Annotated in this window: 42 protein-coding genes; 5 read left to right on the top strand and 37 right to left on the bottom strand. The window is 40.8% G+C overall.

Going from position 1 to position 25,913, the window contains the following annotated elements:
* Positions 1–4: 4 nt before the first annotated feature.
* From VZF35_RS02200 to VZF35_RS02360, 33 genes are all read right to left on the bottom strand, one after another.
* Positions 5–280 carry a DUF4406 domain-containing protein gene (locus tag VZF35_RS02200; protein ID WP_407310554.1) on the bottom strand — a complete coding sequence of 92 codons (276 nt, stop codon included), beginning with the start codon at positions 278–280 and terminating at the stop codon, positions 5–7.
* Positions 281–388: 108 nt separating this feature from the next.
* A complete protein-coding gene (locus VZF35_RS02205; RefSeq protein WP_407310556.1) occupies positions 389–676 on the bottom strand; it encodes a hypothetical protein in 288 nt (95 codons plus the stop codon).
* Positions 673–1,014 carry a nucleotide pyrophosphohydrolase gene (locus VZF35_RS02210; protein ID WP_407310558.1) on the bottom strand — a complete coding sequence of 114 codons (342 nt, stop codon included), beginning with the start codon at positions 1,012–1,014 and terminating at the stop codon, positions 673–675. The genes VZF35_RS02205 and VZF35_RS02210 overlap by 4 nt, the downstream gene beginning before the upstream one ends.
* A gap of 108 nt (positions 1,015–1,122) precedes the next feature.
* A complete protein-coding gene (locus tag VZF35_RS02215) occupies positions 1,123–1,629 on the bottom strand; it encodes a hypothetical protein (protein ID WP_407310560.1) in 507 nt (168 codons plus the stop codon).
* Positions 1,626–2,027, bottom strand: a complete 402-nt coding sequence (locus tag VZF35_RS02220) for a YopX family protein (RefSeq protein WP_407310562.1) — start codon at positions 2,025–2,027, stop codon at positions 1,626–1,628. Before VZF35_RS02220 ends, VZF35_RS02215 begins: the two co-directional genes overlap by 4 nt.
* Positions 2,028–2,106: 79 nt before the next feature.
* A complete protein-coding gene (locus tag VZF35_RS02225; protein ID WP_407310564.1) occupies positions 2,107–2,259 on the bottom strand; it encodes a hypothetical protein in 153 nt (50 codons plus the stop codon).
* Positions 2,260–2,270: 11 nt separating this feature from the next.
* Positions 2,271–2,462 (bottom strand): hypothetical protein, encoded by a 192-nt coding sequence (locus VZF35_RS02230; protein ID WP_407310566.1) that lies wholly within the window; start codon positions 2,460–2,462, stop codon positions 2,271–2,273.
* Positions 2,459–2,992 (bottom strand): hypothetical protein, encoded by a 534-nt coding sequence (locus tag VZF35_RS02235; protein ID WP_407310568.1) that lies wholly within the window; start codon positions 2,990–2,992, stop codon positions 2,459–2,461. Before VZF35_RS02235 ends, VZF35_RS02230 begins: the two co-directional genes overlap by 4 nt.
* 25 nt (positions 2,993–3,017) lie before the next feature.
* Positions 3,018–3,428, bottom strand: coding sequence for a hypothetical protein (locus VZF35_RS02240; RefSeq protein WP_407310570.1), 411 nt, complete (start codon positions 3,426–3,428; stop codon positions 3,018–3,020).
* The gene (locus VZF35_RS02245) at positions 3,412–4,065 is read right to left on the bottom strand and encodes a hypothetical protein (RefSeq protein ID WP_407310572.1); all 654 of its coding nucleotides are present in this window, start codon (positions 4,063–4,065) and stop codon (positions 3,412–3,414) included. Before VZF35_RS02245 ends, VZF35_RS02240 begins: the two co-directional genes overlap by 17 nt.
* A gap of 18 nt (positions 4,066–4,083) precedes the next feature.
* Positions 4,084–4,347 (bottom strand): hypothetical protein, encoded by a 264-nt coding sequence (locus tag VZF35_RS02250; RefSeq protein WP_407310574.1) that lies wholly within the window; start codon positions 4,345–4,347, stop codon positions 4,084–4,086.
* Positions 4,348–4,371: 24 nt separating this feature from the next.
* On the bottom strand, positions 4,372–5,097 hold the full coding sequence (locus VZF35_RS02255) for a hypothetical protein (RefSeq protein WP_407310576.1): 726 nt from the start codon (positions 5,095–5,097) through the stop codon (positions 4,372–4,374).
* 104 nt (positions 5,098–5,201) lie between these two features.
* Positions 5,202–5,606 carry a single-stranded DNA-binding protein gene (locus VZF35_RS02260; RefSeq protein ID WP_407310578.1) on the bottom strand — a complete coding sequence of 135 codons (405 nt, stop codon included), beginning with the start codon at positions 5,604–5,606 and terminating at the stop codon, positions 5,202–5,204.
* Positions 5,607–5,621: 15 nt separating this feature from the next.
* Positions 5,622–5,927 carry a hypothetical protein gene (locus VZF35_RS02265; RefSeq protein WP_407310580.1) on the bottom strand — a complete coding sequence of 102 codons (306 nt, stop codon included), beginning with the start codon at positions 5,925–5,927 and terminating at the stop codon, positions 5,622–5,624.
* A 20-nt stretch (positions 5,928–5,947) separates the two neighbouring features.
* Positions 5,948–6,688 (bottom strand): MBL fold metallo-hydrolase, encoded by a 741-nt coding sequence (locus VZF35_RS02270; RefSeq protein WP_407310582.1) that lies wholly within the window; start codon positions 6,686–6,688, stop codon positions 5,948–5,950.
* Between the two features lies 1 nt (position 6,689).
* On the bottom strand, positions 6,690–7,691 hold the full coding sequence (locus VZF35_RS02275) for a recombinational DNA repair protein (RecE pathway) (protein WP_407310584.1): 1,002 nt from the start codon (positions 7,689–7,691) through the stop codon (positions 6,690–6,692).
* Entirely contained in the window at positions 7,691–9,703 is a 2,013-nt protein-coding gene (locus VZF35_RS02280) for a hypothetical protein (protein ID WP_407310586.1), read from the bottom strand. Before VZF35_RS02280 ends, VZF35_RS02275 begins: the two co-directional genes overlap by 1 nt.
* The gene (locus VZF35_RS02285) at positions 9,700–9,831 is read right to left on the bottom strand and encodes a hypothetical protein (RefSeq protein WP_407310588.1); all 132 of its coding nucleotides are present in this window, start codon (positions 9,829–9,831) and stop codon (positions 9,700–9,702) included. Before VZF35_RS02285 ends, VZF35_RS02280 begins: the two co-directional genes overlap by 4 nt.
* Positions 9,832–9,859: 28 nt before the next feature.
* Positions 9,860–10,072 (bottom strand): hypothetical protein, encoded by a 213-nt coding sequence (locus tag VZF35_RS02290; protein WP_407310590.1) that lies wholly within the window; start codon positions 10,070–10,072, stop codon positions 9,860–9,862.
* On the bottom strand, positions 10,050–10,526 hold the full coding sequence (locus VZF35_RS02295; RefSeq protein WP_407310592.1) for a hypothetical protein: 477 nt from the start codon (positions 10,524–10,526) through the stop codon (positions 10,050–10,052). Before VZF35_RS02295 ends, VZF35_RS02290 begins: the two co-directional genes overlap by 23 nt.
* Complete coding sequence (locus tag VZF35_RS02300; RefSeq protein ID WP_407310594.1) at positions 10,523–10,687, bottom strand: DUF6906 family protein; 165 nt, start codon at positions 10,685–10,687, stop codon at positions 10,523–10,525. Before VZF35_RS02300 ends, VZF35_RS02295 begins: the two co-directional genes overlap by 4 nt.
* A complete protein-coding gene (locus VZF35_RS02305) occupies positions 10,684–12,336 on the bottom strand; it encodes a DNA cytosine methyltransferase (protein WP_407310596.1) in 1,653 nt (550 codons plus the stop codon). Before VZF35_RS02305 ends, VZF35_RS02300 begins: the two co-directional genes overlap by 4 nt.
* 18 nt (positions 12,337–12,354) lie before the next feature.
* A complete protein-coding gene (locus VZF35_RS02310; RefSeq protein WP_407310598.1) occupies positions 12,355–12,729 on the bottom strand; it encodes a 3D domain-containing protein in 375 nt (124 codons plus the stop codon).
* A gap of 171 nt (positions 12,730–12,900) precedes the next feature.
* The gene (locus VZF35_RS02315) at positions 12,901–13,137 is read right to left on the bottom strand and encodes a hypothetical protein (RefSeq protein ID WP_407310600.1); all 237 of its coding nucleotides are present in this window, start codon (positions 13,135–13,137) and stop codon (positions 12,901–12,903) included.
* A gap of 28 nt (positions 13,138–13,165) precedes the next feature.
* Positions 13,166–14,062 carry a hypothetical protein gene (locus VZF35_RS02320; protein WP_407310602.1) on the bottom strand — a complete coding sequence of 299 codons (897 nt, stop codon included), beginning with the start codon at positions 14,060–14,062 and terminating at the stop codon, positions 13,166–13,168.
* Positions 14,063–14,258: 196 nt separating this feature from the next.
* Entirely contained in the window at positions 14,259–14,612 is a 354-nt protein-coding gene (locus VZF35_RS02325) for a hypothetical protein (protein ID WP_407310604.1), read from the bottom strand.
* A 189-nt stretch (positions 14,613–14,801) separates the two neighbouring features.
* The gene (locus VZF35_RS02330; RefSeq protein ID WP_407310606.1) at positions 14,802–15,050 is read right to left on the bottom strand and encodes a hypothetical protein; all 249 of its coding nucleotides are present in this window, start codon (positions 15,048–15,050) and stop codon (positions 14,802–14,804) included.
* Positions 15,047–15,313, bottom strand: coding sequence for a hypothetical protein (locus VZF35_RS02335; protein ID WP_407310608.1), 267 nt, complete (start codon positions 15,311–15,313; stop codon positions 15,047–15,049). Before VZF35_RS02335 ends, VZF35_RS02330 begins: the two co-directional genes overlap by 4 nt.
* A 171-nt stretch (positions 15,314–15,484) precedes the next feature.
* Positions 15,485–15,715 (bottom strand): hypothetical protein, encoded by a 231-nt coding sequence (locus VZF35_RS02340; RefSeq protein ID WP_407310610.1) that lies wholly within the window; start codon positions 15,713–15,715, stop codon positions 15,485–15,487.
* On the bottom strand, positions 15,705–16,007 hold the full coding sequence (locus VZF35_RS02345; RefSeq protein ID WP_407310612.1) for a hypothetical protein: 303 nt from the start codon (positions 16,005–16,007) through the stop codon (positions 15,705–15,707). Before VZF35_RS02345 ends, VZF35_RS02340 begins: the two co-directional genes overlap by 11 nt.
* Before the next feature lie 38 nt (positions 16,008–16,045).
* On the bottom strand, positions 16,046–16,804 hold the full coding sequence (locus VZF35_RS02350; RefSeq protein ID WP_407310614.1) for a hypothetical protein: 759 nt from the start codon (positions 16,802–16,804) through the stop codon (positions 16,046–16,048).
* A 49-nt stretch (positions 16,805–16,853) separates the two neighbouring features.
* Positions 16,854–17,522 (bottom strand): Rha family transcriptional regulator, encoded by a 669-nt coding sequence (locus VZF35_RS02355; protein ID WP_407310616.1) that lies wholly within the window; start codon positions 17,520–17,522, stop codon positions 16,854–16,856.
* A 65-nt stretch (positions 17,523–17,587) separates the two neighbouring features.
* Positions 17,588–17,806: a helix-turn-helix transcriptional regulator gene (locus VZF35_RS02360; protein WP_407310618.1), complete on the bottom strand. Its 219-nt coding sequence runs from the start codon at positions 17,804–17,806 to the stop codon at positions 17,588–17,590.
* A 167-nt stretch (positions 17,807–17,973) separates the two neighbouring features.
* On the opposite strand from VZF35_RS02360, the gene VZF35_RS02365 reads away from it, so the two are divergent.
* From VZF35_RS02365 to VZF35_RS02375, 3 genes are all read left to right on the top strand, one after another.
* Entirely contained in the window at positions 17,974–18,300 is a 327-nt protein-coding gene (locus VZF35_RS02365; protein ID WP_407310620.1) for a helix-turn-helix domain-containing protein, read from the top strand.
* 28 nt (positions 18,301–18,328) lie between these two features.
* Positions 18,329–19,438, top strand: a complete 1,110-nt coding sequence (locus tag VZF35_RS02370; RefSeq protein WP_407310622.1) for a site-specific integrase — start codon at positions 18,329–18,331, stop codon at positions 19,436–19,438.
* A gap of 502 nt (positions 19,439–19,940) precedes the next feature.
* Complete coding sequence (locus VZF35_RS02375) at positions 19,941–20,126, top strand: hypothetical protein (protein ID WP_407310624.1); 186 nt, start codon at positions 19,941–19,943, stop codon at positions 20,124–20,126.
* Between the two features lie 35 nt (positions 20,127–20,161).
* Here the strand turns inward: VZF35_RS02375 and VZF35_RS02380 are convergent, their stop codons facing one another.
* From VZF35_RS02380 to VZF35_RS02390, 3 genes are all read right to left on the bottom strand, one after another.
* Positions 20,162–20,788, bottom strand: coding sequence for a hypothetical protein (locus VZF35_RS02380; RefSeq protein WP_407310626.1), 627 nt, complete (start codon positions 20,786–20,788; stop codon positions 20,162–20,164).
* Between the two features lie 633 nt (positions 20,789–21,421).
* Entirely contained in the window at positions 21,422–21,742 is a 321-nt protein-coding gene (locus VZF35_RS02385) for a hypothetical protein (protein WP_407310628.1), read from the bottom strand.
* A 111-nt stretch (positions 21,743–21,853) separates the two neighbouring features.
* Positions 21,854–22,051 (bottom strand): hypothetical protein, encoded by a 198-nt coding sequence (locus tag VZF35_RS02390; RefSeq protein ID WP_407310630.1) that lies wholly within the window; start codon positions 22,049–22,051, stop codon positions 21,854–21,856.
* Positions 22,052–22,434: 383 nt separating this feature from the next.
* Between VZF35_RS02390 and VZF35_RS02395 the strand changes: the two genes are divergently transcribed.
* Both VZF35_RS02395 and VZF35_RS02400 read left to right on the top strand, forming a co-directional pair.
* Complete coding sequence (locus VZF35_RS02395) at positions 22,435–22,593, top strand: hypothetical protein (RefSeq protein ID WP_407310632.1); 159 nt, start codon at positions 22,435–22,437, stop codon at positions 22,591–22,593.
* Positions 22,586–22,888, top strand: a complete 303-nt coding sequence (locus tag VZF35_RS02400) for a hypothetical protein (protein WP_407310634.1) — start codon at positions 22,586–22,588, stop codon at positions 22,886–22,888. The genes VZF35_RS02395 and VZF35_RS02400 overlap by 8 nt, the downstream gene beginning before the upstream one ends.
* A gap of 1,181 nt (positions 22,889–24,069) precedes the next feature.
* Here the strand turns inward: VZF35_RS02400 and VZF35_RS02405 are convergent.
* A complete protein-coding gene (locus tag VZF35_RS02405) occupies positions 24,070–25,674 on the bottom strand; it encodes an IS1182 family transposase (RefSeq protein ID WP_407307550.1) in 1,605 nt (534 codons plus the stop codon).
* Between the last annotated feature and the right edge of the window lie 239 nt (positions 25,675–25,913).

Here is a 25,913-nt window from a genome sequence, read left to right on the forward strand (position 1 = left end):
CTCCCTATAGGAATCTTACTTCTTTCTTGATTCCAGTTGCATAACCAAGTTCATAATTTGAGCCGCAGCTTGTCTTCCAATTGGGCAAGAAAAACACTACATCGCAAACATCAATCATTGCTTTGCAGACATGAAGATATTCCATTTGTTCGAAACCTTTACTTAGGACCGATGGATTCATGACTACATAACCCTGCGATTCGAGTTCTTGTTGCGCTGCGTCAAACTGAGATTTAAAGTCTTCATTTCCGTTTATTTTTCCAGCAACATATGCCTTCATTATTGTTTTATCACTCCAATCTCCACTAATCGGCAATCATTTGTATAGAAATATAGACAAGTCTTGCTCATATGGCACGTTTTACAGACACATGCTTGTCCTTTGCATTCACGGCATTGGCACATTAGGGATTTCCTCCAACTCTTTTAATGTATTATTGGCAATCATCATGGCGAAATTAGCAACATCTGTGGCCTCTTTGATTGCCTCAGTAAGTTTTGTTTTGTCAAACCTAGTTCTGTGCAATACCTCTTCGAGCTCAATTGTTTCCTCACGTAGTCGCCCAATTAGGTACCATAGGCTACAATTGTCCCATCCACCTTTATGATCATTTTCTTGAAGAGTCTTTTTCATCTCACCAGCAAACCACTTGACTTCTTCCCTGAAATTATTCATACCAGATACCCCTTCTCTCTGAGTTTTTTCTCATGCAATTCCATCATCAAACCAATATCAATGTCGTATTCTTCGCACAGTGTATGCGCCATAGTTATAGCCGCTTGAGCTGTGTCTAGTGATTCCTTGATGGAATATACAGCCCATTTTCGGTTATCTATCATTTCTTTTTCTCCGCTTTTACCCTGTCCCTTACCGATAAGTTGCATTAACTCTCCAACTTCTTCAAGGACTTTCATGGTGCATGATTCTTTTGTAGGGGTTAAGCCATTAAGGATTGGAAATTTAATCCCAATTCTTGGTTTTCCCTTGGCTATCCATTCCCTATGTTTATCCATTCGCACACACCATCTTTCCTAAAGGTTTACAACTCGCGCATGGTTCCTCGATTAAATGTTTGTATTTATCCTTGCATGTTGTGCAGGATTTAATTTGCTTGTCCATGGTTATTCCTCCTTAAGATATAAGTCGTGGTAAGTAATTCCGACTGCATAGCTTTGCCAAATGTCAGCCGCAAACCCATAAAACCAACCAGGTTCCTTCTTTGTTCCTTTACCATAATTTTTCTGCCCGGGTGCAAAACGATCAACTAAAGCTTGAATTATGTTTTTATCCTTCGCCTTAACGCTGTTACAAAGATTGACAGCTTCCTCTTTGCGATAAATGAACTTCTTATGCTCGAAATTCGCTTGTTCCCAAAAACGACCAATCCAGACACAAGTGTCAAATATCTCTTTCCCTGCTGGCATTCCAGTTCCATAGTGAGCGACCATTTCTATAGCGAAGTGAGGAATAACATTCACGGAAAAATTATCATCATGGTGAAATCTGTCCATGTTTAAGTCTTCGAGAAGTTTTTCGTTTGGTACTTTTCCGAATTTTATAGGTTTCAAATTGTCATCAAGGAGAGAGTAAGCAGATTCAATATTTCCCGGGTCGATTGAAAGTATCATGCTTTCACCCCAAGAATTTCAGGATTTTCATGAACATTCCCAATCACTTCGTAAGTATTAAGCGCTAGAACATGTAGATTTACGACTCCTGAATTACCCTTTAGAATAGGATAAGCCCCAAACGAACTATCACGATATTCAACTTTCAGAATATTATCAGGATAGGTATCTGATATTAAAATATCTCCCTCATAGATTTCCTTGCCGTTTTTGTCGCGAAGTCCGGTGAATTGGCCGACTGTGGCAGGGATAACTTTATGAGAATTGGCATAGACTTGCGCCCAATTTACAACAATTATGTGTTTAACAATTCCCATGTGTTCATACCTAATGTAGTAACCATAAACCAACTCGCCGTTATCAACTCGCTTACCGCGAAAAAGAATCTCTCTATTCATCACATCTTCCCCTTCCCATGCGCTCCATGATTAAAAGCTAGAATTATCACTATGAGAAAACACCATGTTAGGATAAATTTCATGTTGTTTCTCCGCCTTGAGCCTTCGCAATTGCCGAATCTATCTCCGCCAAATCATCAATAGGTATATTGTCGAATATCATCGCATCAAGTGAAATTGGATCTCCGTTTTCGTGCCATCCGAAAACCTGTAGGCCTCCGTCCCAACTCATAACTTCGTCTATTATTGCCTTGGCTTTTTTAACGCTTCGTACATATCAGGAGCTGCAGAAATAAGTTGGGCATTAGCAATCTTCTCTGCTTCGTTTTTTGCATCCTTTAATTCACAAATGCCGTTCTCGCTGTCATATGTTAATACTTGAAATCCACGGATACTTCTAATCCAAGGACCCGTCGTAAACTTAACTTCACTCATCCCATAACCTCCTCCGACTCCAGCATTAGCAACAACTTTGCCCTAATCTGCGTAACAGCCCTTCTGATCGCTCTCTCACGCAACTCCTGGATGTCTTGCTCGATGCCCTCCCAAATCTCTTCATCTGTGATTGGTTTTTTGATCTCATCGATCAAACGTTCTACTTGTTCGTCTGAAAGATCGGGATGCCACTCTGGATCGGGTTCGGCTAAGCTGTCGAGTAATTGCTTATTCAACTCCATTCGATACGCATATTCATCTTGGCAAGCTAACCGATCTTCACATTCCGGGCAGAGGTCGTCAAAATCTCCAATATCGCCAAAGCAATTAGCCTTCTCTGTTTCTCCTTTACCCTTATTGGCACAATCACACGCGCCTTTATCCTCCAACGCCTCAGAGGTGCCTTTTTGTGCAAATGATGGCAAATTAAAGTCTTGTCTAAACTCCACTTTTGGAAGTTCTGACGGCGGAACATCGGTGTGGAAGTTTTCGATTTCTTGGAGAGTTGGTCCATTTATAAATTTAGACATCTTTTCAGATCCTTTCGTTTTAGATTTATCCAGCAGCCTGTTTACTCTTCACCCGAATCTTTCTCATGAGCATTTTGTTGTATTGCTTGCGATTTTCTTCGTTTGTCCTGCCGGCATAAGCATTGATAAAATTTGCAATGTCTGGCTTTACCCCGGCTTGAACCGCCTTACATCCTGCCCATGATAAGGCTCGTAAAAACTTGTCCATTTCCTCGGCCTGTTCTGGCGTGAGTACGTCCCTATATGTCTTTGGTGTAGTGGTTTCTATCTTGTGGTTCGTGCTCTTTATGACATTGCTTGGCAGATTTCTTCGGGACCTCCATCCGAAAATTGCGTGATGATTTACATTGATTAATCTTCCTATTTCACGGTCGTTCTTGCCTTCGTGGTAGAGTTTTAATGCGAGGGCTTCATCGAATTCAGTTTTTCTGCCCATTTGGAATCACCTCGAATTCCAAAACCCAGCACCATGGATTAATATCCCATCCAAGGCCACGTTTGGCGTTTATGCTATCCCACATATTTTTAAAATGATCCTTACGTGCAAATGTCGTTTTAAAATCACAAGGATATGCCGAACAAACATAATCATCATGCTTGCAATTAATTTTTATTCCCTCTGCAATTGCATCTTCCGCTGTAATATCCTGCAATCTCTCAACTCGGACGTTCTTGACCTTGAGGAACAATCTGGCGGCTGCGCGTGGCATGTAGATTGAGGATTTCCAATGAAGGGTAGGGTCAATCTCTGCTAGCTTTTTATTTCTCTCTTCTCTTCCGTCATCAACCTTATAGATAAAGAATCCACCAGCTACCGAACGCCTCCACGTTTCCCTCACCCAGAGAATGTCGCCTATTTGATATCTTGGCTTTGCTAAATCAAGAACGCCGCCGTTTTCATCCGTTCCCCATGCATATTGACCTTCTCTTGCGCTATCCGTTGAGGATGATATAAATCCCAAAGGATAGTTCTTTGTCGGCTGCGGCTTAATAACTCTTCTCGTCATCGTCTTTCTTCGGGCCAGTATCGCCTGAACCATTGGAGTTGAAAATAGAATTGGTTTTTCACTCATGGCTTGTCCTCCTCTTCTCTATTCCGTGATCAAAGTCAACGCTATTTCGAATTTATTAATTGTCGGGAGTAATGCCACTAACCAACGTGCTTGTTTTCTATCATTTGCAACATAGGTTATAGTGTTTGATTTGTATAACATATCCGTGGCGGTCTTTAATTTAGCAAATGTTAAGCCCCTAAACGCTTCCCGGTAGTACTGTTTGCTACATGGCCACGCCACATCTTTCCCATAGATTTCATGAACATAATCAACCCACATCCAAAATTCTTCTGGGTCCACCTAAAATAACACTCCTTTTTTTACTCACATATAAAATTCATCGTACTTACCTGATGGAACCCCAGGTTTGGCCTTATCCGGAGATCGCGCCTTTTCCTCGGCAAATCTTTTCACAACCCAATTTAAGATAGCGTGATAATCAGACTTATATTTTTTACCATTAGCAGCCTTGTAGTTTTCAAGAATCTCAATGAGTTGCTTGGTGTCATCTTCTCCGTGTTGCTTTACCAATTTTGAATATTCATCTTGGGTTAAGGTTACGTGTGGCGCAAAACATGTTTTGCTCTCCTTACCTTCTCCTTCTCCTTCACTTACCTTCTCCTTACCTTCTCCTTCACGCATATTTTGTCCGTCATGTCCTGACTTGTCATGACTTGTCATGTCACGTCCTGCAACGTCCTCAGGACCGGGATAATCGCTCTTATATACACGATCCTTGCGTAGAGTCTGGTAAATTGCGAAGTTTGGAAACTGGATATAGAGATTATCTTCAACTCTGTACCATAAAATAAGCTTTTCACTATCCAATTCCTCCAAAGACTCCCTAATTTGCTTCACGCTGATCTTGTCTTCATAAGGAAAAACCATTCCCTTAATGACTTCCGGGTCCCCTTCCATCCTTCCAAGGTCATCCGTATTAGGTATAAGCCATGTAAAAAGGAGTTTTGATAGTAAGGAGCATCTCACTAACTGTTTTGAGTAAGAAATTTTCCAATAGATCATTCGGCCTTTGGCATTTCGGCTTGCCATTTAACCACCTGCTTTTTAATCCTCGGTTGTGAGAAAAACGGAGCCCTAAATTGTGTCGTTGGCTCCAATGATGTCAGAGAGTTTAATTATTGTGTCGAATTATGTCAAAATGGGATATCTTCGTCGAGATTGACCTCATGCCCATATGAGTGATTTCCACTTTGTGCGGCTGGTTCTTGACCGGAGTTATCTTTTGGACTCAGTAGGTGAACATTCTCCCCAATCACTTCAGTTACCCATCGCTTCTGCCCATCCTGAGCTGTGTATGACCTAATTTGGAGTCGTCCATCTACGGATGCCATCTTTCCTTTCGCTAGATAATTAGCCACAAATTCGGCGAGCTGTCGATAAACAACGCAAGGGACAAAATCGGCTTCGCGCTCTCCTTGAGCGTTTTTAAAATTGCGGTCTATGGCCAGGGTAAAGTTCGTTACGGCAATACCCGTTGGTGTGTATCTTAATTCTGGTTCTTTCGTTAATCTACCAATCAAAATGACTCGATTTAACATGAATTTTCCTCCTTATCAATTCCATCCCCAGCAACCACAATAATGTTCATCGTATTTGCTCTTGGGTTTATGCTCGAAAAATGCAAGACTAAACTTTGAATCAACTTCCGAATTGCATGTAACTGTTCTACCGTTGTGCTTAAACGTTCTGCCAAAATAGGTACATCTTGATTTTCTACCCGCTAAATCCGGTTTTTGCTCTACAATTATTTCTGCATCCGGAGTTATGCCGGCGCATATTAGGCAAACTGGAATATCCCCGCTATCCGTTTTTTTAACTGCATTTGCGGTGTGCCCGCATTTCATCAAAACATCACTCACGATAATTTGCCCCCTTTTTCCTAAAATGGATAAAGTTCAAGTGGAATATCTTTCCCAGCATCAGCCACTACAACAATCTTTCCTGTCAATTCCTCGATCTCTCGGATCATTCTCTTGACATCACTATTGGCATCTGATAGATGCAATAACACGATAACCTTGATTTTCGATAGATCATTTGCTGCCAAGAATTCTTTAACGTGTTCAAGTGAAAAATGGCTTTCGAGCAACCGGTTCTTCATACCTTGCGGGATATATCCAGTTTCGATATTTGCATCCAAGGTGTCTTTGCAGTAGTTGCACTCACAAAGGATATAATCAAGCCCCTTGAAGCGATTGTTAATGTAATAGGTGTCAGTTGCGAAGATTAGCTTCTCACCAGTTGGTTTGTACTGGATAAGGTAGCCAAAAGGTTCGGAGGCATCATGTTCGGTGGGGAATGGGAGGACAATGAAGTCCCCCACTACAAACTGTTCCCCCGCCTTAATAATGTTTAGTCGATGATGTTCTACTCCAATAGCCTCAGAAGTTCCCTTACTCATAAAAACATCTACACCAAGCTTTAATGCCGGTATAACACCCTTAGAATGGTCATGGTGTTCGTGAGTAATTAGGCATCCCTTGATTCTTCTCAAATCGAAATCTAAGGCTATCCGAACACCTTTAAACTTAACTCCGCAATCCAGAATCAAGGTATCTGTATCGGTTTGTAGGAGGTAGCAATTCCCCTCAGAACTGCTACCTAAAACTCTTAAATTCATCTTAGAACCCCGGATCGGTTGGAGGATTATTCGATTCTTCAGCCAACTTATCCATTTCTACTATTTCGGCATCTAGCGCCTCATTATCGGGCGGAACATCCTCGCCTTGAATATCCACGACATTACCCTTGTTCGCATTTTCAGAGATCGTTTGTTCGACTTCGATTTCCTTGTAATCGTTTTCGAGCTTGTTAAGTCGCAAGTAATCATCGTCAATCTTCTGGCTGTCGATGGTAATGTCTTTGTAGGCGGCAATAAACACGGTCTTATAGCACATCTTGTCATGCCACCCTTCGACTTGTTCCTTGCCAACAACCTTTCCGTTTTTCCAAACATCCTTTTCGCCACCCCAAAATTCAGGAGATGCTTTGTCTGGTTTTCTCTTTAGAATTTCTTTAATCGACATAATAACAAGCTTATTTTTCTCCGGTTTTTCGAAGTAAACATGATAGTAAAATCCTCCAATAATCTCTCCCCGATCAAACGGATTAACGATATCAAATTCATAATGCTCGACCGGATTATCAAACGACTTCATATGAGGTTTAAATACATCGTTGGAGTAAACAAGACTAACCACAACATCATCCGGGACCTCAAGGCCGTATTTCTTAGCCTTTAATTCACGCCCACGATACCCCGGGATAAACGTCAGGCTATATTTCTGAGTTGCATTGTCTTTATAAGGAATAAGATTGACATGATTATCCTGCATTGGGTCCCAGCCGATTCTAGCGGCAGAAACAACGCTTTGAGCTAGTTCATCCATGTTAACATTAGTCCAAACAACCGGAACTTTATCTCTGTATTGCTCTGATTTCTTCTGCCGCTTTTCTTCGGCTTTTCTCAGAACTGAATCAGCCACGATAAAATAGTTTTGAGCTAATCGTTTTTGAAAATTAGTGAGCGCAACTTCACCGACATTACTTTGAAATAAAGCTGTAACCTTATTCGTAAAGCGTTCTGACATAGATTGTTCTTTGACCGCAACTTCGTTTGACATTAATTTTCAACCTCCACTCTCAATTTCGAATCCTGTTCGCTTACAATGAGCTTAATCACCTGAGATTTAACCTCCGTAAAGCCAGTCACGCTTTCTGCATTATCCACAAAGATCGGGCAACTAACTCCATAAAACTCAGACAGTAGATTAATAATGTCAAGTCCGGCATTAATCTTGCCGCCGTTGTTCGCCCCATCAAATTCAACCCAAACACCGTTTGTATTGACCAGAATTTTGCAGATTTCTTTTTCTGTTCCATCAGTCAGAGTGTCAAACATCTTAAACTTAACTGCTTTAAATCGGCTATTAATCGAATCCTCAAGCGTCTTCACCTTGGCTGTTGTAAATTTTTTAATCAAGTAATCATGGCGTTCATGCTCGCTAAGTTCTGATGCCAGCTTGCTTTCCTCGGCCTTGAGATCATCAATCCGAGTCTTGGCTTTTTCAATGGCTTCTTTTTCATTGAGGGTTCGATTTAGGGATTCAATTTGTTCGGATACTTCTCGCTTTCTGGCAATAATTTCGGTCGCGGTGTCTTCGATGGGCTTGTTAAGTTCTTCCTGCAAGGCTTTAAGCTCAGCGCCCAAAGAGGAATATTTGGGATCGGAATCATAATTAGGCTCAGATTGAAGCTCCTGCTCTTTCGATATTTCCTTTTCAAGTTCGGCAAGACGATCATTGATAGTCAGTAAGCCCGCATCGTTGTCCTTTATGGAGTTTTCAAGAGATTCATTATCCGATTTTAGCTTTTGCAAAGATTCGTTAAGGGAAACACCTTCGGCCTGAATTTGCTTAAGAAGTTTGTTTTTGTTATCCGTAAACTTCTTTTTAAGTTCCGCAAGCTGAGTTTCTTTGTTTTCCTCAGGTAATGCTTGTCCGCATGTCGGACAATTAAAGGAGCCATCGGATGGAGGAATAAACTCTTTTTTGAATTCATCTTTGTATTTTTTTCTTAAATCAACAATGCTGTTTTCGAGATTTTGTTCTTGTAATTTCCCTGAAAGTTGTCTTCTTTCTAGGGCCTTAGCATCTGTTTCGAGCTGATATTTCTCTGATTCAAGCCTTGATTTTTCATCAATAAGTTTCTTTAGCCCGGATCCCGATTCGGAATCAATTTCTTTCCTTCTGGCATCAATTTTGGTTTGAATACCGAACGCTTGTTGCTGTTTCTGACGGTATAGGTTAGATGATTGAGTGTTTGTAGCTAGTTCAGATTCAATGCCCTCTAATAAGGCTTTTTGCCCTGATAATAAGGCTTCGATCGCTGTATAGTCCGTAACTTCGGCAGGGACATTTCTCTTTTGCTCACTGATTCGTGCAGGTATACCGTCGAGTTGCTTTTTGGTTTCTTTGATCTTTTCGGCAATGACTAATTTGTGTTGATCAATCGTTCTGCCGGAATTAATGACATTTAGAAGATCAGCCATGCTTTTATCAGTTGGAGTAATCAAGGAATCAATAATCTCTGCATCCGTAACATTGCCGCCACATATTTCGAATAGAATTTTTCGCCGTTCCTGCCATCCCCAACCCTTATCATTCGTGTTGAAAAAGAGAGGATTCGTCAGAAGTTTAAAGATGTTCTCTTTGATAAGGGTATTGATTTCTGCAGCATAATCCTTGGTCTTAACCGGGACGTCATTAACCCAATAACTCGTTTCGTTGCCAGTGAATTCCTCGGTATGAGTACCGCGTTTATGAACCCATTTTTCAGAGAGCTGGCGCTTGAGTTTTATGGGTTTGCCATTGGTGATCAAAACTATCTCGGCAATGCTTTCTAGGTGATGAACTTCGTTACCATCTTCATCCTGGGGCTTAATTTGGTAATCTGCGCGATTAAAGGAGTCTTTGCCAAAGAGCACCCAAAGAAATAGATCGTATAAGCTTGTTTTTCCTGTGGCATTTCTGCCGAATATATCAGCGTTTTTGCCATCAAGGACTAAGGAATAATCTTCAAATCCTTTGATGTTCTGAAGTTTTAGGGATTGTAATCGAATATCTGTTTTAATCATTCTTCTTCCTCCTCTTCCTCTTCATCCCCGCTATCATCCCAATGGCCGTTATTCCATTCTGCTTCAGTAACTTCATCATCACGCTCGTGGAATTCCTCATAACGCTCACGTCCCATAAAGTTGCTCATTCCTTACCTCCAGATTTCCTAAGTTTCATCAAATTACTGCCTCAACCGGCACATACGCCCAGCGATGGGGCCTTTCCGTACATTTAGCACAATCCAGATAACACGCTTCATCACCACAAACCAACATCGTCAAGTCTTCGTATTTTTCTCGCCAAGGTTGTTTGCAACTGAGGCATTTACATGGTTGCTTGGCTTGAGTTCTTGAGTTTTTGGTTTTTCTATTGAGCATTGGTGCTGTCATGGGAATTCTCCTTAGCGTCTTTACAGTTATTCATGGGGGCCAGGAGCCCTTTGCATACGTTCTGACAACTATGCAAGTTGGAAGGTGGTAAAATGCGGCAAGATCCAAGTTGGCTGCATTTAAAACATTGGCATTCCTTACACATGGGGCCAAGTTCGATCAATGGGAATTCCACCAGCGATTCTATTCTCGAAACATCCATGATACAATTTAAGTGAGACTTTCCTTTTTCGGCTCCTGCGCTAACAGGAGTCTTTTTCGCGTCCCAGGGTAAGGAGTTATCGTCTTTTACCTGGTCCAAGACAATTAGGGTTTCGTTGATTTCCAAAACTTTTTGATCGGCTGAATATGAGCCTGCGACTATCGATCTGATATTGCCGATGATGTATGGATATAGACTCTTACGCCCGTGGGTTTCGGCTAGTTCGATTAGGCGCTGCTTAAGATTCATCAAAACTTCTCCCTCCTGCTCCAGCTTTTTACTTCGTCCGTTTCACGATGAACGATTTGAAAGAATGTTGGCGTATCCTTCGTAACGAGATAATCATCAGGGTTAAGGCCGAATGCTGTGATGCGTTTGCGTTGTTTGGCTGTGGGTTTCAGTCCGTGTTTCATAAAGGATTTCTCCTTTCTAAATTAGCAATCTGTAACGGCAGCGTCTCTTTATCAACCGGCATAACCCAAATCAAATCATTCGTTAGCTCAAACTCGACTTTCGCATCAGCTTTAGCAAGTGCCATGAGCGTGCTCTGGCAGGTAGCCTCTGCTGCATCTGATGGGTATGCATTTCCTATATATTCTCGGGCTTTAGCATCCGAACATCCTTCAAGTTGGAATGGTCGTCCGTCCGGAAGGAACAAGGGAAACGATTGAAGCATGGCCAATTCAAACGTTGTCAACGGCCTGTGCCAGGTCCCATCTTCAGCAATGATCATCCATACTCCGCTCTCGGTTTCTTTCGGAATTCGTGGATCGGATACGGCTGTACTTCCGGAGTGGAGATCTGCGCTAGTTATGGTATTTGCTGGTTCTTCCCATTTCTGAACTTTGTAAGAGCCACTTCGCGGAGAGCAACTAAGGCGAGGATCTGAGATCGCTAAAGCTCCGCTTCCAATTCTGCTTCCCGTGATAGTAGGAGCCGGTTCATCAAATCTAGATATCCGATATTTATTTCCGTATCCTTGAACATTTTCGATTCTTGGATCTGCGATACCGGATATTCCATTACTGCCGCCAGTTCTTGTGCTTCCTGTTATCGTTGGCCCTGTCTTATCCCAATCTTCGACCCTAAAGGCTCCTGATCTCGGATTGTAGTTAATTCGCGGGTCAGCCACAGAAATAGCGCCATTGTTCGGTCTGTGTGAACCCGTAACGGTTGGTGCTGGTTCATCAAAAGGTACAACCTGATAAATGTTCGCATAGCAATCTCTCTGTAAATCGCGCCAGTCTCCACCAGCTGGAATAAGCGCAAGCCTAATCCATGTTTTCCATTGAAGTCTTGGAATTCTGTGCATCCATCCGCACAAATCTGTATCTCCTGGTAGTGGCAAGGGACTGATTATATCTCCGAGCGACTTAAGTTTCTTCTTTTGCGGAAGATAAATCGGGTTTGGAATTTTTTTCTCTTGCCGCGCCATAATGAGAAACCTTAATCGATTTTGCCCAAGTCCGCCAATTTCGCCAAGGTTATGTTTAGGATTCATATCTACCGCATAACAATATTTTTTAAGCAAATCGCCAATCTGTTTCAGTAGATATTTTCCCCTGCTTGTTATTCGCGGTACATTTTCGAAGTGAATAATATCCGGTACCTCACCATCTCCGTACATATCGCAGGCCATGAGAACTAATTCCATCCCTCGAACAGTCAATTCATTTAAGGCTTGGTATTTCTCAGATTGTGCCGACTCTTCGGAAAGCAGACCGGATAAGCCTTTGCAAGGTGGGCTTAAAAATACGACATTTGGCACCTGGCGGCCGAAAGCTTCCCAAATGTCCCAAGGGGTTACTTCCCGCCATCCTGCAGGAGGTTCTTTGCCATGGAAAGCGATATATTGCTTGCGGCTAAATAGGTCCATTACAACGGCTGTTTTCTCGCCAGTAACGATGTCGTGATTTAGGCAAGCGACCGGATCACAGTCAATGGATACTAGCAATCTGTATTTGTAAACTTGGCCACCATATTCAACCTTGGCCTTTCTTGCTCCATGAGAGAATCCACCGATACCTCCGAAAAGGACTGCTAATGTTTTTTCATGCTTCATCAGAACTAAAGCTCCTTCTCACTCCTTAATCCAAACCTCTAAATATTGAACTCCAAATCTCAACGCATCTTTCCGACTATCCATGAATAAATCGAGTCGATCTCCATGAATCGCACTCCCGCGATCATCAACCTCATATGTTTTACCAAGTGCAGGAATATAAATCTCGGCTCCAAACGATATACTCCGATCAGCTGCTATCGTCCGACCTTCTTGCGCTTTCTCTCCGCTGGCAGTAATCTTTTTACCGTTCATTCCCTTGTCTTTCGCTGAATAAGCCGTAACCCTCATAACCCTTCTTTCTATCCTCGGAGCTTCACCACGGCTAATCTGAGTTACACGGACCGACACCATCGGGGATATCCAACCTGGGGCTTGTGCGTTTTGGGGCATAAATAAAATCGTTAGAGTGATGGTTGCCGTAACGAATAAGGTCTTCTGAATTAGCTATCAAACCTTTCTCTTGAAGCGTTTCTGCGACTGAGCAAGCTATTGCGTATCGACAACAAACCGTGTTTCTCTGGCCTATGCAACCCCCCGCACTCACTGAGGAAATTTAGGAATCTAGCGTACATAATTACCTGCCCTTCCCCGGTTTCTCCAGCGCATATATCTCTGATAGTGATTAAGTTTTTGCTTTGTGAGAATTGGGGTAAACGCTATTCGTGATAATCCGTAGGCCCAATATCCTTCCGGTCGTTTCTCTTGTACGACTCCGCAACCAGGGGCCTTGCAGTACGTTTTGTTTTCACCAGGTTTGAATGTCATGGGTTGTCCGCATAAGCATGTTGGGGTTAGCATAGGAATCACACTCCTTTGCTACGAAAAGTCATGATTGTTCTTTATGCTTGCGTAACCAATCTTGCACATACCACAATTGACCGCATCCACCGCCGATATCATCTTTTCCGGCGGGATTAAATATTCTGGTGTTATATCCGTCCTTAGAAAATGAACGTTCTACATTCCGGAGAATGGTTATATCATCGTTTGTTTTCTCAGACTCATTTGAATTACAGACAATGCTAAAAGTAAAGTTGAAAACGATTGGCGGAAACAAGTCTTTAAGGGCCGATAGTTCATGATTAATGCTATTTTCTATCGTTACGCAATAATTTAGATACACTTTCCTGCCAGTAACTTTGTTCCAAGTTAATCCTGCATCCCTTATCTTCCGAAGACTCATTTTGTTTTTAAATGGGATAAGTTGATTCCTTGCCGGATCAAGCCCACGATGAATCGAAAATTGCAATCCAAGAGTGGGTATATGTTTGGATAGATCAATAATTTTTGCAAAAACTTCATCATCATTAACGCCAATAGTTGAGATCAAATATTGAGCATTTTTCCATCCTAGTCCGAAATACATAAGGCAAATGGCACCTTCAACTTGGTCCCAGTTCAACATCGGTTCTCCCATGCTCATAAACATAATTTGAAACTTTTCACATGACGAATTACTTGATCTAATGTTTTTGTCAGCGAGTATATATGCTATTTGACCAACTATTTCGTCCTTGGTAAGATTACGAACAAAATGCTTACCCGTACCGCAAAAACCACATCCTACAGGGCAACCTGATTGAACCGAGCAACATATCACAGTTCGTTCTTCAAAGGTTCCGTATCGATAAAGAACAGCTTCCGCAATGGCATCTCCAAAATCAAAAATGTATTTCCAGACATTGCCCTCTGAGCTTTCAATGCAATTGACATTTTTAAACATGCTCTATCCCCTTTCACGATTCAGTGGAATAGTTTTAGGAAAATATGATATACTCGTAATGAAGATTTTTCCTCTGGTCCGTTAGCTTGGCAGAGCTTGCGGGCCTTTTTGCGTTTCCGGTATTGATATTCGCAGTAGAGTTGAAACACGATGCAGAATGATAGGCTGTGAGCTAGGAAGACGGTTTGTGCGTGGGTCATATGGTGTCGTCCTCGATGTACCATTTGCCGTTAATCTCTTTCTTACCGAGTTGGAAAATATCGCAACTAGTATCAATTGGCTGCCTTGGAAAATTACAAGCATGATGATCGTAACGGTTCCAGAGTTCGCTTCTAATCAACTTTCCGCTGTTAATGGCCGTCATAAAGTCAACTGGTTCACGAACTAACTCCCATTCCTCGTCAACCTTGATTAAGGGATATTGCCCATGTCTATCGACAATTTTTATTTGCCCCTGATCGTCGATGTAACAAATATCTCCGTGCGATAACCGCTTAACCTTGATAGAACGGTTTTCCAGAGCAAGTTTTAATACTTCCCATGTCTTCACAGTCTTAACTCCTCGCTTTCTTAATTCTCCGCATTTGAATTATTGGATTACGTTTTCGACAAACGGTGATTTTGTATGGGATGGGCAATGATATTTCCCCTATACCTTCGATTTCCCGATATTCACCAATTTCTTGATCACCAAGATAAATCTTGAATTTCCCCCACGAATCAGATGGAAACCACAAGTTTAATACCCCCTCCCAAAAACCAAATTCCTCATATTGGCGAATAATCCCAAGCCCATTTTCTTATGAAGATAGCCTTCGACGGCCGCCAACGTTGCGGCCCGATCCTTGCTGGTTAACTTCTTCGCTCCCCAAACGTGATGATGGACTTTACCGGGTTCGTGTTTCCCTATATACCCCCAATAGGATAGGCCTGCTTTCTTGGCCTTTGCGCTGATTATGTTTGCTGGGTTGTTAGATTTGATTTTCATTTGGTTTCCTCCTTATTAATTTTTTCACCACAGAAAGGGCAATAAGAAAAGGTCATGTTATATACCTTGTGACGCTTAACCTCTTTGCCGCCCTTAGTTTGTTGGAAATAATCAACTCTGATGGGTGCGTATAATGGATAGCTACCGCCGATGTATCCGTTTTCAAAATGACAACTTGGGTTAATGACAACTACTTCCGCCATTTCCTTGAGGAACATTTCTTTGAAGATTTTATCCTCCAATTTCTGGACGCAATCACACACTTTTCTCTTTCCTCCTTGCCATCATTCTCACAACCTACAACAAACCATCCCACCAACACCGCCTCGCTCGCTTCTGCATCTTGTGACAGACCTTCACGATTGCCATTGCCTTAGTTGGGTTGCCGTGGTGGTTTTCGTAGATTGCCCATTGGATGAGTTCGCCAATTTGGTTCATGAGTTCACCTCTTCTAATGCTTCACGCCAGCATTGACCGCACGTAATCGAGATCCCGCATTTTTTCTCGTTGTCCACTAAGCCAACTGTGCTCGGGCAAGGATTGTCACTATCTCCTTCGTCGAAGGCTAAAAGAACCTTATCAAGCTGAGACTTTAATTTGGAGTTTTCGGCCTTAAGTTGGCCGCGCTCTTTAACAATTGATGCAACGACTACGTTACTGAACAAGTTTTACTCGCCTCCTTAATGTTCGCAAACTGAATCCTTCACATATGGTTTTTGGCCCAAAATTAACATGGCACTGGATTTCCCTGGAAAATCCATATTTATCAGCCATTAAGTCAAACCAATTGCGAACTGCATTTTCAGCATCGATTACTTCTTGCGTAGTGGCTCCAGCAAGCAACGTAACAGGTGAAACTTTAGCGTTAGCGATATCTAAGGCGTCACTAAGGCTTCTGATTTCCTGAGCTTCTTCATCGGTAATGATGGCTAAGACTTTTTTGGGATCTTCGTTCATCTTCTTCTCACCTCCTTAACGTTTTCACAAGTGCTTGTCTATTTATTAAAAATAAGCATCTTTGTATTAACGCTAGTTCCAGATTCCTTAAAACTATTTGCAGGTAACGTGTAATCATATCCATAAACATCATCAAACCATTGCTTAAACTCCTTTCCTTTCTTAGTTCCTTTGTCTAAAATTCCAGCACTTGCTATGGTTATCAACTGCCCTCCATCTTTCAGGAAATCATAGGCGTGTGTAATGTGTTCAATTTCGAACGAAAATGGAGGATTCATCAAAACCGCATCGACTTCAACGGGTTCTACATCCATAAAATCGGCTTGAATTGGAAAATATCCTTTCTCCCTAAGCCTTTCGCAATGATGAGGATTTTTTTCGATAACGATGAATTCTGCATTTGGAAAGTTTTCCTTGGCCAGGTCCAATATGTGCCCTTGCCCAGCACTTGGTTCTAAGATTTTCATATTGTCGTGCCGATAAAAATTAATTTGTCCAAGCATTTCATTGACAACATTCTTGGGAGTATAAAAGAAATCAGTTGATTTTTTCCAATCTGTAACTGTCTTTGTTTTAATAACGCTTTCGATTTCTTTATGAATGTCATAATCAAAAACGTGTCCCCTAGCTTTTTTATTCCATTTAGCCCCTAAAGCAACTAAGACTTTATTTACGGTTTCATATTGGGACCTTTCAAGCGTGATATCGGGAAGGAATAAAGTCTTCCCCTCAATCCTACTAAGTTTTAAGATTTCAACTGTCTCATCATCAGTAGTAAATTGCTTTAAATTACTCATGTGGCCTCCTTTAAACTAAATAGCGTTTTCGCAAGTGCTTGTCCACTCATTAGGCAATCAATTTTCGTCTCATTCGTTCGTAATGCTGGGCTAGAAACGCTTTCCTCTGCTCATAATCAGGCATTGCCAGAATCAAACCGATATCCACCCGCTGAAGCGTTTCGATAGCCTGAATCTGAGCGAGCGTTAGGAAAGGCTTAATTACCGCGCCCTTCTCGATGTCATTGGCTTTTCTGAAATCCTTAGCATCCACTCCGAGTACGATTCGATAGATCATGTTGATTTCGTTCGAGAAGTGATAGTGTTTGGGTTCTTCGTGAGCATCCATGATGGCATTGGTAAAGGCTGGGAATTCGATTTTGGTTGCTAGTAGAGACTTAATAAACGATTCCATTTGGTTGAATCTTGCTATGTAAGCCTCTTTGAATTGTCTCGCGCGCTTTCCCTTAATCTCCATTGCCACCATCGTGAAACCGTCTTTTGTTAGTAACCATTCCCTATTCCACTTTCCGGAAGGATCTTTGTATTTGCTCTCCTGAAAGTTAAGAGTAGTGAATTCTTTACTCACCCCACTTGTGGGGGCAGTGATTTCATCGATATTTCTTAAGATGTGATCATGACGACGATTAAATGTTTCAGCGACTTGTCGGCTGCTGCAAAATGCTTGTCCATGACGTTCGTAGAGGTTGAATTCGGGATGAAGCATAAGTTTGCTCATTGGCTCACCTTCTTATTTACTTAAACAACTTTTTCACAAACCTCTTGTGTCGTTTACGACACAGATTAGCTAAAAAAAATTTCCTCCATTGTGGATTTAAAATATTTACTGATTGTTCTGGCCTCAGAAACCTTAAAATCTCTTCGGCCTGTTTCTCGGGCAATATATGCACTTTCGGATATACCTATTACTTTTGCCATTCTTGCCATGGAAATACCGTGTTCTGCCCTTAATCCCTTGAGTTTGGCAAATGTAACTTTTTTATTTTTACTAGCAACGACCATATTATACACCTCCTCTAAAAGTATTTGTGTCGTTTACGACACCTTAATATTACACCCACACCCCATACCCGTCAACCCTAAAATATTAAGTTTATGATACGAAATGCAAGATTATGTTTTACAAACGACACAAAATATGTATAATATAAACGAAGGGAGTTGCAGAAATGGAAGAAGATAGTCTATTTGGGAAAAGATTAATTGCACTTCGAGAGGAAAGGGGATGCTCATTAGAGGAAATAGCAAAGCATGTTGGAATTACAAAATCAGTCTTATCAAAATATGAAAGAGGCCTCCACGTCCCTGGTCTAATGGCTGCAAAACGTATTGCAGATTTTTTTAATGTATCTATTGACTATATTACAGGTAATTCGGATGAAAGAAACAATGTTACGCGCAAAATATTTCAAGATCTTTTTAAAGACCTGTCTGAAAATGAAAAAAGCGATGTAATTAAATACATTGAATTCGTCAAATCCAAAAAGGAAGATTAGCTTTTAAAATAACTGGGGTGAATATAAAATGGGAAGCGTATTTCAAGACAAAAAAACTAAACGTTGGATTGGTGTCGTTGAGCTTCCATGGAAAAAGCCGGATGGAAGCAGGAATCAAAAACGGGTTTACGGTAAAGGTATGCCTGGAAGCGCTGCCCAAAAGAAAGATACCCAGAGGATGATTAATGAAATTGAATATGAAATAGAAAATAATCTTTATGTTCAGGAGTCTAATGCAACTTTAGAGGCTTATCTTAGCGAATGGTTTAAAATTTATACTGCAAACCTAGAAGAAACAACCCAACAATTATACCAAATGTATATTGATGTTCATGTTGTGCCTAAAATTGGACACTTAAAACTTAAAAAAATAAAACCAATGGATCTCCAGGAATTTTACAACGAGAAACTTATTAATTTATCTGGAAGTACTGTAGGTAAACTTCATACATTTCTAAATAGAGCGTTTAAGGATGCTTATAGGAATAGGCTTATTAAATATAATCCCTGCGATGGGGTGGATAAACCAAAAAAGAAAAGGAATCAGCTTACGATCCTAGAGGAAGAAAATTTTTACAATTTGTTAAGGATAGTCCAGGGAACATTTGACGAAGTCTGTATTCTCCTTGCTGGAGTATGCGGCTTAAGACGAGGAGAAATATTCGGGCTGCGGTTACGCGATATAGATTTTAATAAGCATGAAATCTCCATCGAAGAAACTATGGTCCGGTTTAATAAAGAATGGATTTTTAAAGACCCTAAAAACGATACAAGTAAACGAAAAATATCAGTACCGGCTTTTGTTACCGATACTATTAATAAATATCTTTCGTCACTTAAAGTTGTACCTGAAAGAATTTGCGGCCAATATAAGCCCGGTTCATACAGCGGTCACTTTAAGAAACTTTTAGAAGATAACAAGCTCCCTCACATTCGCTTCCACGATCTTCGACATTTTAATGCAACTATTATGCTAAAATACGGTATACCAGATAAAATTGCATCGGAACGCCTGGGGCATAGTCAAGTTCAAACTACCAGGGAAATATATCAACACGTTTTACCCGATATGGATCATCATGCCTCTAATGTCCTTGACGAGGTATTTTCAAAGAGAAGTGTAACTGGTCAGAAATAAAATTTCTAGCCAGTTTATTTTTTTGTGTATACACAAATTTGTACACACGACGAACTATCATAGTCAAAAGTGTGTCGTTTAGAACACAAAGCGATACTGTTAATTATGATAGCAACGCAAATATCCCGATTTAAGGGAGCATGATTTTATCAATATTTCATATATGACACAAGCTAGATTCAGGTTCTAGTGCTCGCAAGGGCATGGAGGTTCAAGTCCTCTCGACCGCACCAAATCGACGTTTTAGAGCATTTTATCGTCATTCGACGTTAGAATGCTCTTTTTGTGCGTATGCGTTAGATTCGGCACTAGACACTTCGTTAGATTTTAATGCCGTTATTTTTTTCGCTGATGTGACGCGGCTTTTGGGCGATGACTAATCTAAGAAATGAGTACGTTATATCGAAAATCTAACGGATTGGAGGTACTAGATTTTCGTCATTTAACGATTTCACAATAATCTTTGCCTATTGCCAAATCATATTGCTAGGAGGAAAAGACAATGGCACGTAAACGAGAAATAGCTGCCGAAACCAAAAGAAGAACCAGAAAAATTATTACTCCAACGGCTTTTTCGGTTCAAGTCAATAACTATATTGCAAAGCAGAACTGCTATATTTCTATACTGATCCCGAACTCGATTCCTTGCCACAAGCTACACCCTCCCATATTAGTAAAGTCGATATAGAAAATGAATTTAGCTTGATCCATTAAATCCACCCATTAGATCCACCCCTTAGATTCAAGCTCATCTAACAAATCAGGACCGTCCTGAGACGATCCTGTTACTTCTAGTGCTCCTGGAGCTTGTTTAGCTGCATACGGTTGTGCCTGGGCGTATAGCCAAGAGCACACTTGTCCAAGTGTAGGACGTGGATATTGTTGGTTAGCCCACATCTTGTCATAAAGAGATATGATTGCTTCTAACGTCCCTTTGATCTCCTCGTCCGGGTAAATCAAAAGCTTGTTGACTTGGTTAGTTGCTATGCTCCAGTTATTCACGACATAAGACCTACCGTAACGCTCCTGGTAAAGGTCACACCAGTAATTGATGATCTCCCTGCTATTTTTGAATTGCCGTACAATCGGTGTTTCACTGATACCACTTGCACCCCCGTCCAGTTGGGCCACTAGGAAACCCCCTTGTACCCTGCGAACCATACGATGTGACTCCCAGATCTCCAGGTACTTGTTAAGGGTTGCTGTGCTTCCGATCATGAGCTGTTCCATGAGTATTTTCTTGGTGATCGGAACTTCCTGCCCAGGATTAAGTGCTTCCATTTGGCAGAAGTAATACCACGTCAATGGCTTTAACTTACGTAACAAGCAAGCTCTTTCGTTTTTAGTCATTTACGCTCTCTCCTTTACCTTGGTGTCCTTAGTGTTTGGTAATTGTGATTAGTGCTTTCACTATATAAATCGCTCCAAAAATTTAGAAAGTGACTCAACTGTAGAGAAGAATTTAAAATAGTTTTAAGGAATATATTGGTAGTTATAAATAGACAAAAAAAAGAACCGTCAGGGAGCATTCTCCAACGGTTCTTTGACAATAATTTGTCCTAGTGTTCCTTGACAGTTTAAAAATGTTTGAAAAAATACAACGCGAAAGGGCATTATCAGGTAGTGATTGAACCACCTTTGGCTCAATGATTATCGAATCCGTAATATCCAGAAATCGAGGAAACTTGTGGATTGCTACCATGAGATCAATAGAAGATTGCTGTAGGAAAGCCTCTGCCTCCGACCCGTGGCTGATCCGTACGGAGCAACGATCATATTCCAAACCCACAATCCTGACACCAAATTTGGCAAGTATGTGGCTAGGGTATGAAAATTCTTTGTTTCAAGTTTGAATAAAGAAAAGGATTAACCCATTATTAAATATAACAAGTCAATCCCTACTGGCATTTCTGCTTTAATACTTGAGGACAAGGATTTAGCGTACTCTTGTTAGGAGAGGCACTGTACTCTGCTTAACCACACTCAATCTTCCAAAGTATAGGTTAGTGAATAGTTAAATGTTTGATCGCTGGCATGACTTTCTACATCTATTTCTGTGACATCGTGTTCGATGAAAGTGCGTACCTGATTTGGGCTAATATCGAAGGAAAATACATTTTTCTTCGTTATAATGATAACTGTAAGCACTACTGCACTGGCATTAGTGAATGTTAATGAAACATTTTCCGAAAAACTCGGGCCAAAAATGGGAATTGCTGCGGGAAATAATGTTGGCGTGGTTTGACCAATTACAATAGTGTTTACAGTTTTATCGCTGATAGTTGTCGTAACAGTTGGTACCATGATTTCACTACTCCTTTTTTTCTAAAAGTGAGACTCTTAATAACATAATATGGAGATACACAAGCATGTGTGACAAGCTTAATAAGCTTTTCTATAGCGTTATTTCATTATTCAACTATAGCTGTTTTTTTCTAACACCAGGCATAACCTCCGTGTGTAGGGACGGCCATAATGTTCTTCATAGATTTCACACCAAAACGTAATGATGTCCTTGGCACTTTTAAACTCCCGTTGTACCGGCTCCTCCTTGATCCCACTCGGCTGACCGTCTACGCTTCTCGTGCCTACAGACTGTCGAACCTGAGTCAACTTTAGAGAATAAATTCAAAAAAGTTTCAAGGAATTTATTGGTAGTTAAAAATGGACAAAAAAAGAACCGTCAGGGAGCATTCCCCAACGGTTCTTTGTCAATATATTTATCCTAGTTTTCCGTGACAATTAAAATGTTTGAAAAAATACAATTCTAAAGGTAGTGATTGACCGCCTTTCCGATAAAAATGAACCATCATTCTGGGTGGAGAACCATACATGAATCACAAACGTCAGAATTTAAGGTAGGAATTATAAGAAATATGCGAACATAAAAAACACGACCCGGTTGGTAGTCAGGATGTACTAATATTTTAAGTGTTCGCACCCCTCCCTCTCGGGATGTCCATTGTTCAATATCTGCTGTCGAGAGGGGTATAAAAATGAAATTTAAGGCTTGTCGGCTTGTCACATTTGTTCCGTATCTCCATATCATGATATCAGGAGTGTCACGCTTGATTTTTCCTAGTGGAACCGTTGAAAAACGTTCCCTGGATGACCCTCAATATGGTGTAGAAAGGAATGGTAATAATTGTGACTAAATCTGAGGAACTGATTGCCGAGATCCAGGAAGAGCTGGCAGAAGCTGCAGCAGCTCTAAGCGTTGCAAGAGATTTTCAGGAGAAAGCCATTGATGCAATACTTGAAGGCAACTTTATTGGTGGGCTTAGTGTACTTGGTACAGTAACTGAAGAAATTGAAGATGCCAAGTCTGATGAAAAGAAAGCCGCGAAACTCCTAGTTAAATTGATCCCTCAAATGCATGCGGATGGCTTCGCGGACGAGATCATCTACGGTGTGGTGGAGACTCTAATTGGTGAATTTTTGGGAGCATAAATAAACAATGTGGGTGGGCCGGAGACGGCTCACTCAATTATCACCTTGTCAGCTTTCAATCAAAGCCACCCCACCTAGAGTATCTAGAATGCTAACGGTTGCGAGTTGTGACCGGAATTAGGTGTGTTGTCGGATAATTATGAATCTACGTATTGTCACATTTTGCTACGAATGCCGTCCAACTACATAGAGATGGACGGCATTTATACTGCTAGGTTTAATGAATTAGCAGAAGTTAATTGTCACATCTAGTTCTCTCTCTCAATTTGCTACGCCCAGTCCTATTCTATCCGAATAATGAATTATTTCCTTACCTTTAAAAAATTCAATTAGGTTTTCTTTTATAAACGGCCATTTATCCTCATCTTTAAAGTCGTCCTCAAGATAACTAATTAGTTCTTCGTATGTCCAAGGACCCATGCTTGTTTTAAAATTGTCATAATACTCATCCTGAATTTCTCGCCAGTGAGTATATTCCCTTTTGCTTAATAGGATAGTATTCTCTCCAACACTATGTAATACACCTTAGTATTCATACCCGTACCTCCACTTAATTCTTGAGATACAATTTACCAAATAATTGGATTGTATAATGTAGAAATTATAACATAAATTGTATGTCGTAATTACTTCTAATCCTACTTCGTGGAAAGATATCATAGTGGCTCTCTATAAGGACTGTTGGCTCAAAAAATTCGGCACTAGCTCTCGTGTGTTCCGGAACAATGGCTCAATTTACTCTAGATTATTCACTGTTTTCCCGATATTATCTATATGTTATAGAAGAGACGAAGTGCCTCTACCCTTATTAGCTAATTCATGTTAAAATACAATTAGATAAACGTACTCAGACAACTCAAGATTTTACATTGCTCTAAAACGTCCAAAACCATGATGTGCGTAGGCTTTTACGGTTTTGACTAACGACAAAATAAAACGGCAGATTCAGGTTCTAGTGCTCGCAAGGGCATGGAGGTTCAAGTCCTCTCGACCGCACCAAAATGAAAATGCTGGGGAGTGTCGCAAAACTACTATTTTGAAGTAGCAAGCGATGCTCCCCATTTCTTTTTACTGTGGAAAATATTAAGTGGTTTGATTGCAATGCTCAATCTCTATTTTCTACTTAAATTTGTGTATAGCAAAATAAGCCTTCTAGATGAGACTGTTTTTTCGACCCCTTTTTAAGCCGTTTTTAATGGATGAAGGGGTTTACCAATTCGTTCATTCTGTATTTTAGCGTGAAGTTTATTCACGTTATACCCAAAACACAGCAGCATAAATTCAGTTTTTACACTGTTTTTACCTCGTGTCAAAAAGCGATTAAAGTTATAGTCATTTTTGAGTACCCCAAAGGCTCCTTCGACCTGTATGGATCGATTTACTCTGAGTAGTCTCCCTTTTTCGGTGGTAATGTTTCCGTACGATACCTGGCGTTTGGCCACAAACGTTTTAGATACTTGCATTCTTCGATTGCCTTTAGCTTTTGTACATTGACTTTTACAAGGACAATCACGGCAGTCTTCACATTCATAGATCGTGATTTCAGATCGGTAGCCCGTTGCCGATGTTCGATGGGTAATTCCCACTAGTTTGAGTTGTTTTCCGTTATGACAGGTGTATTCATCCATTTCTGCATTGTAAACCATGTTTTCTCGCTTGCTGATATCCTTTTTGAAGCGTTTCTTTTTCCATTGTTCATAGGTTTGCGGCTTTATGTAGCAGGTCTGCTTTTTCCCTTCGAGATAAAGATAATTCTCCTCACTCTCATAACCAGAGTCTGCAGTAACATTTTCATAATGGGCCTGTAGTTTAGATTCCAGCGTGTTTAAGAAAGGGATGAGTGTGGCTATGTCGTTACGATCCTGGAAAATTCCAACCCCTGTTACATATTCACTTTCCACGCCAATCTGAACATTGTAAGCCGGCTTTAACTGAGCGTTGCGCATATGGTCATCTTTCATATGCATGAAGGTCGCATCAGGATCGGTTTTGGAGTAGCTATTTCTTCCTTCGAAGAATTGGTGATGTCTGTTGTACTTTTCTTGACGGGTATAGAATTCCTTCAGGTCTTCTGTAAACTTTTGTAGCTTTGATTTCCGTTTTCCAATACCATGGACAAATTCAATCTGCTCTTGCTGACGTTTTTCTTCTAGGTAGGAGAGGGCCGCCTTAAGGTCCTTAAGTAACGTTTCTTTGGTTGCCTTGAAGTCCTTTAGATAGGTCAAATTGATCTCCTCAAGACAGGATTGAATTTTCAAGAACATTTTGGTCTCATTCTTAGTAACGACTTTCTTCCAGACAAACGTATAACGGTTAGCATTGGCTTCAATTTTTGTTCCATCGACAAAAAGGTTCTTAAACTCTACTTCCCCAAGCTTGTGTAAATACGTCACCATTTGGAAAAAGAGGTCTTCTATGGATTCCTTTAAATAGTTCTTCCGAAATCGAGCAAGGGTGCTGTGGTCTGGTGCCTTGCATCCTTCCAACAACCACATGAAGTTAATGTCTCTTTTACAAGCAACTTCAATCTTGCGGCTTGAGTAAATGTTGTTCATATAGGCATAGGCTACTACTTTGAACAGGATTTTGGGTTCGACTACAGGTTTTCTTCCAGTGGAAGAGTAGGCCTGATACAACGCTTCGTAATTCAATCCCTCCAAAATGTGGCTTAGCAGTCGAACTGAGTCATCCTCCGGTATTAACACATCAAAATTAAATGGTAGAACTAATTGATAGTGTCCACTTAATTCAGTATAATTTTTAGAGTGTAATTTGGTTGTTAGCATAACTCAAATTATACGACAACTGCGGGTTCTTTGGGACCTGCAGTTTTGTTTCTAGTAGGAAAAGGGGCGTTGCTTACGAACTATTTTAGTTCGTTTTGCAACGCCCCCATATTTGCCCAAAAGAAAACTCCTGCATTTCTACATACAGGGGTCCAAATGAGAATGATGAAGGTTAAACAAATGCTAAGATTGTACCAACAAAAGACTAACACTTCCAGGATATCCTGTCTATATAATTT

The organism is Desulfosporosinus paludis, assembly GCF_045689965.1.
GTDB classification, from domain to species: Bacteria; Bacillota; Desulfitobacteriia; order Desulfitobacteriales; family Desulfitobacteriaceae; genus Desulfosporosinus; species Desulfosporosinus paludis.

Coding starts and splice junctions, on each gene's coding strand:
- VZF35_RS02240 (WP_407310570.1), bottom strand. CDS start 3,428: ATGGGCAGAAAAACTGAATTCGATGAAGCCCTCGCATTAAAACTCTAC.
- VZF35_RS02395 (WP_407310632.1), top strand. CDS start 22,435: ATGAAATTTAAGGCTTGTCGGCTTGTCACATTTGTTCCGTATCTCCAT.
- VZF35_RS02300 (WP_407310594.1), bottom strand. CDS start 10,687: ATGAAACACGGACTGAAACCCACAGCCAAACAACGCAAACGCATCACA.
- VZF35_RS02330 (WP_407310606.1), bottom strand. CDS start 15,050: ATGAAAATCAAATCTAACAACCCAGCAAACATAATCAGCGCAAAGGCC.
- VZF35_RS02210 (WP_407310558.1), bottom strand. CDS start 1,014: ATGGATAAACATAGGGAATGGATAGCCAAGGGAAAACCAAGAATTGGG.
- VZF35_RS02235 (WP_407310568.1), bottom strand. CDS start 2,992: ATGTCTAAATTTATAAATGGACCAACTCTCCAAGAAATCGAAAACTTC.
- VZF35_RS02285 (WP_407310588.1), bottom strand. CDS start 9,831: ATGAGCAACTTTATGGGACGTGAGCGTTATGAGGAATTCCACGAGCGT.
- VZF35_RS02370 (WP_407310622.1), top strand. CDS start 18,329: ATGGGAAGCGTATTTCAAGACAAAAAAACTAAACGTTGGATTGGTGTC.
- VZF35_RS02200 (WP_407310554.1), bottom strand. CDS start 280: ATGAAGGCATATGTTGCTGGAAAAATAAACGGAAATGAAGACTTTAAA.
- VZF35_RS02260 (WP_407310578.1), bottom strand. CDS start 5,606: ATGTTAAATCGAGTCATTTTGATTGGTAGATTAACGAAAGAACCAGAA.
- VZF35_RS02315 (WP_407310600.1), bottom strand. CDS start 13,137: ATGCTAACCCCAACATGCTTATGCGGACAACCCATGACATTCAAACCT.
- VZF35_RS02345 (WP_407310612.1), bottom strand. CDS start 16,007: ATGAACGAAGATCCCAAAAAAGTCTTAGCCATCATTACCGATGAAGAA.
- VZF35_RS02365 (WP_407310620.1), top strand. CDS start 17,974: ATGGAAGAAGATAGTCTATTTGGGAAAAGATTAATTGCACTTCGAGAG.
- VZF35_RS02320 (WP_407310602.1), bottom strand. CDS start 14,062: ATGTTTAAAAATGTCAATTGCATTGAAAGCTCAGAGGGCAATGTCTGG.
- VZF35_RS02405 (WP_407307550.1), bottom strand. CDS start 25,674: ATGCTAACAACCAAATTACACTCTAAAAATTATACTGAATTAAGTGGA.
- VZF35_RS02360 (WP_407310618.1), bottom strand. CDS start 17,806: ATGGTCGTTGCTAGTAAAAATAAAAAAGTTACATTTGCCAAACTCAAG.
- VZF35_RS02290 (WP_407310590.1), bottom strand. CDS start 10,072: ATGACAGCACCAATGCTCAATAGAAAAACCAAAAACTCAAGAACTCAA.
- VZF35_RS02380 (WP_407310626.1), bottom strand. CDS start 20,788: ATGACTAAAAACGAAAGAGCTTGCTTGTTACGTAAGTTAAAGCCATTG.
- VZF35_RS02225 (WP_407310564.1), bottom strand. CDS start 2,259: ATGAGTTGGGACGGAGGCCTACAGGTTTTCGGATGGCACGAAAACGGA.
- VZF35_RS02310 (WP_407310598.1), bottom strand. CDS start 12,729: ATGCCCCAAAACGCACAAGCCCCAGGTTGGATATCCCCGATGGTGTCG.
- VZF35_RS02245 (WP_407310572.1), bottom strand. CDS start 4,065: ATGAGTGAAAAACCAATTCTATTTTCAACTCCAATGGTTCAGGCGATA.
- VZF35_RS02215 (WP_407310560.1), bottom strand. CDS start 1,629: ATGATACTTTCAATCGACCCGGGAAATATTGAATCTGCTTACTCTCTC.
- VZF35_RS02385 (WP_407310628.1), bottom strand. CDS start 21,742: ATGGTACCAACTGTTACGACAACTATCAGCGATAAAACTGTAAACACT.
- VZF35_RS02375 (WP_407310624.1), top strand. CDS start 19,941: ATGGCACGTAAACGAGAAATAGCTGCCGAAACCAAAAGAAGAACCAGA.
- VZF35_RS02230 (WP_407310566.1), bottom strand. CDS start 2,462: ATGAGTGAAGTTAAGTTTACGACGGGTCCTTGGATTAGAAGTATCCGT.
- VZF35_RS02255 (WP_407310576.1), bottom strand. CDS start 5,097: ATGGCAAGCCGAAATGCCAAAGGCCGAATGATCTATTGGAAAATTTCT.
- VZF35_RS02220 (WP_407310562.1), bottom strand. CDS start 2,027: ATGAATAGAGAGATTCTTTTTCGCGGTAAGCGAGTTGATAACGGCGAG.
- VZF35_RS02350 (WP_407310614.1), bottom strand. CDS start 16,804: ATGAGTAATTTAAAGCAATTTACTACTGATGATGAGACAGTTGAAATC.
- VZF35_RS02280 (WP_407310586.1), bottom strand. CDS start 9,703: ATGATTAAAACAGATATTCGATTACAATCCCTAAAACTTCAGAACATC.
- VZF35_RS02270 (WP_407310582.1), bottom strand. CDS start 6,688: ATGAATTTAAGAGTTTTAGGTAGCAGTTCTGAGGGGAATTGCTACCTC.
- VZF35_RS02205 (WP_407310556.1), bottom strand. CDS start 676: ATGAATAATTTCAGGGAAGAAGTCAAGTGGTTTGCTGGTGAGATGAAA.
- VZF35_RS02305 (WP_407310596.1), bottom strand. CDS start 12,336: ATGAAGCATGAAAAAACATTAGCAGTCCTTTTCGGAGGTATCGGTGGA.
- VZF35_RS02275 (WP_407310584.1), bottom strand. CDS start 7,691: ATGTCAAACGAAGTTGCGGTCAAAGAACAATCTATGTCAGAACGCTTT.
- VZF35_RS02355 (WP_407310616.1), bottom strand. CDS start 17,522: ATGAGCAAACTTATGCTTCATCCCGAATTCAACCTCTACGAACGTCAT.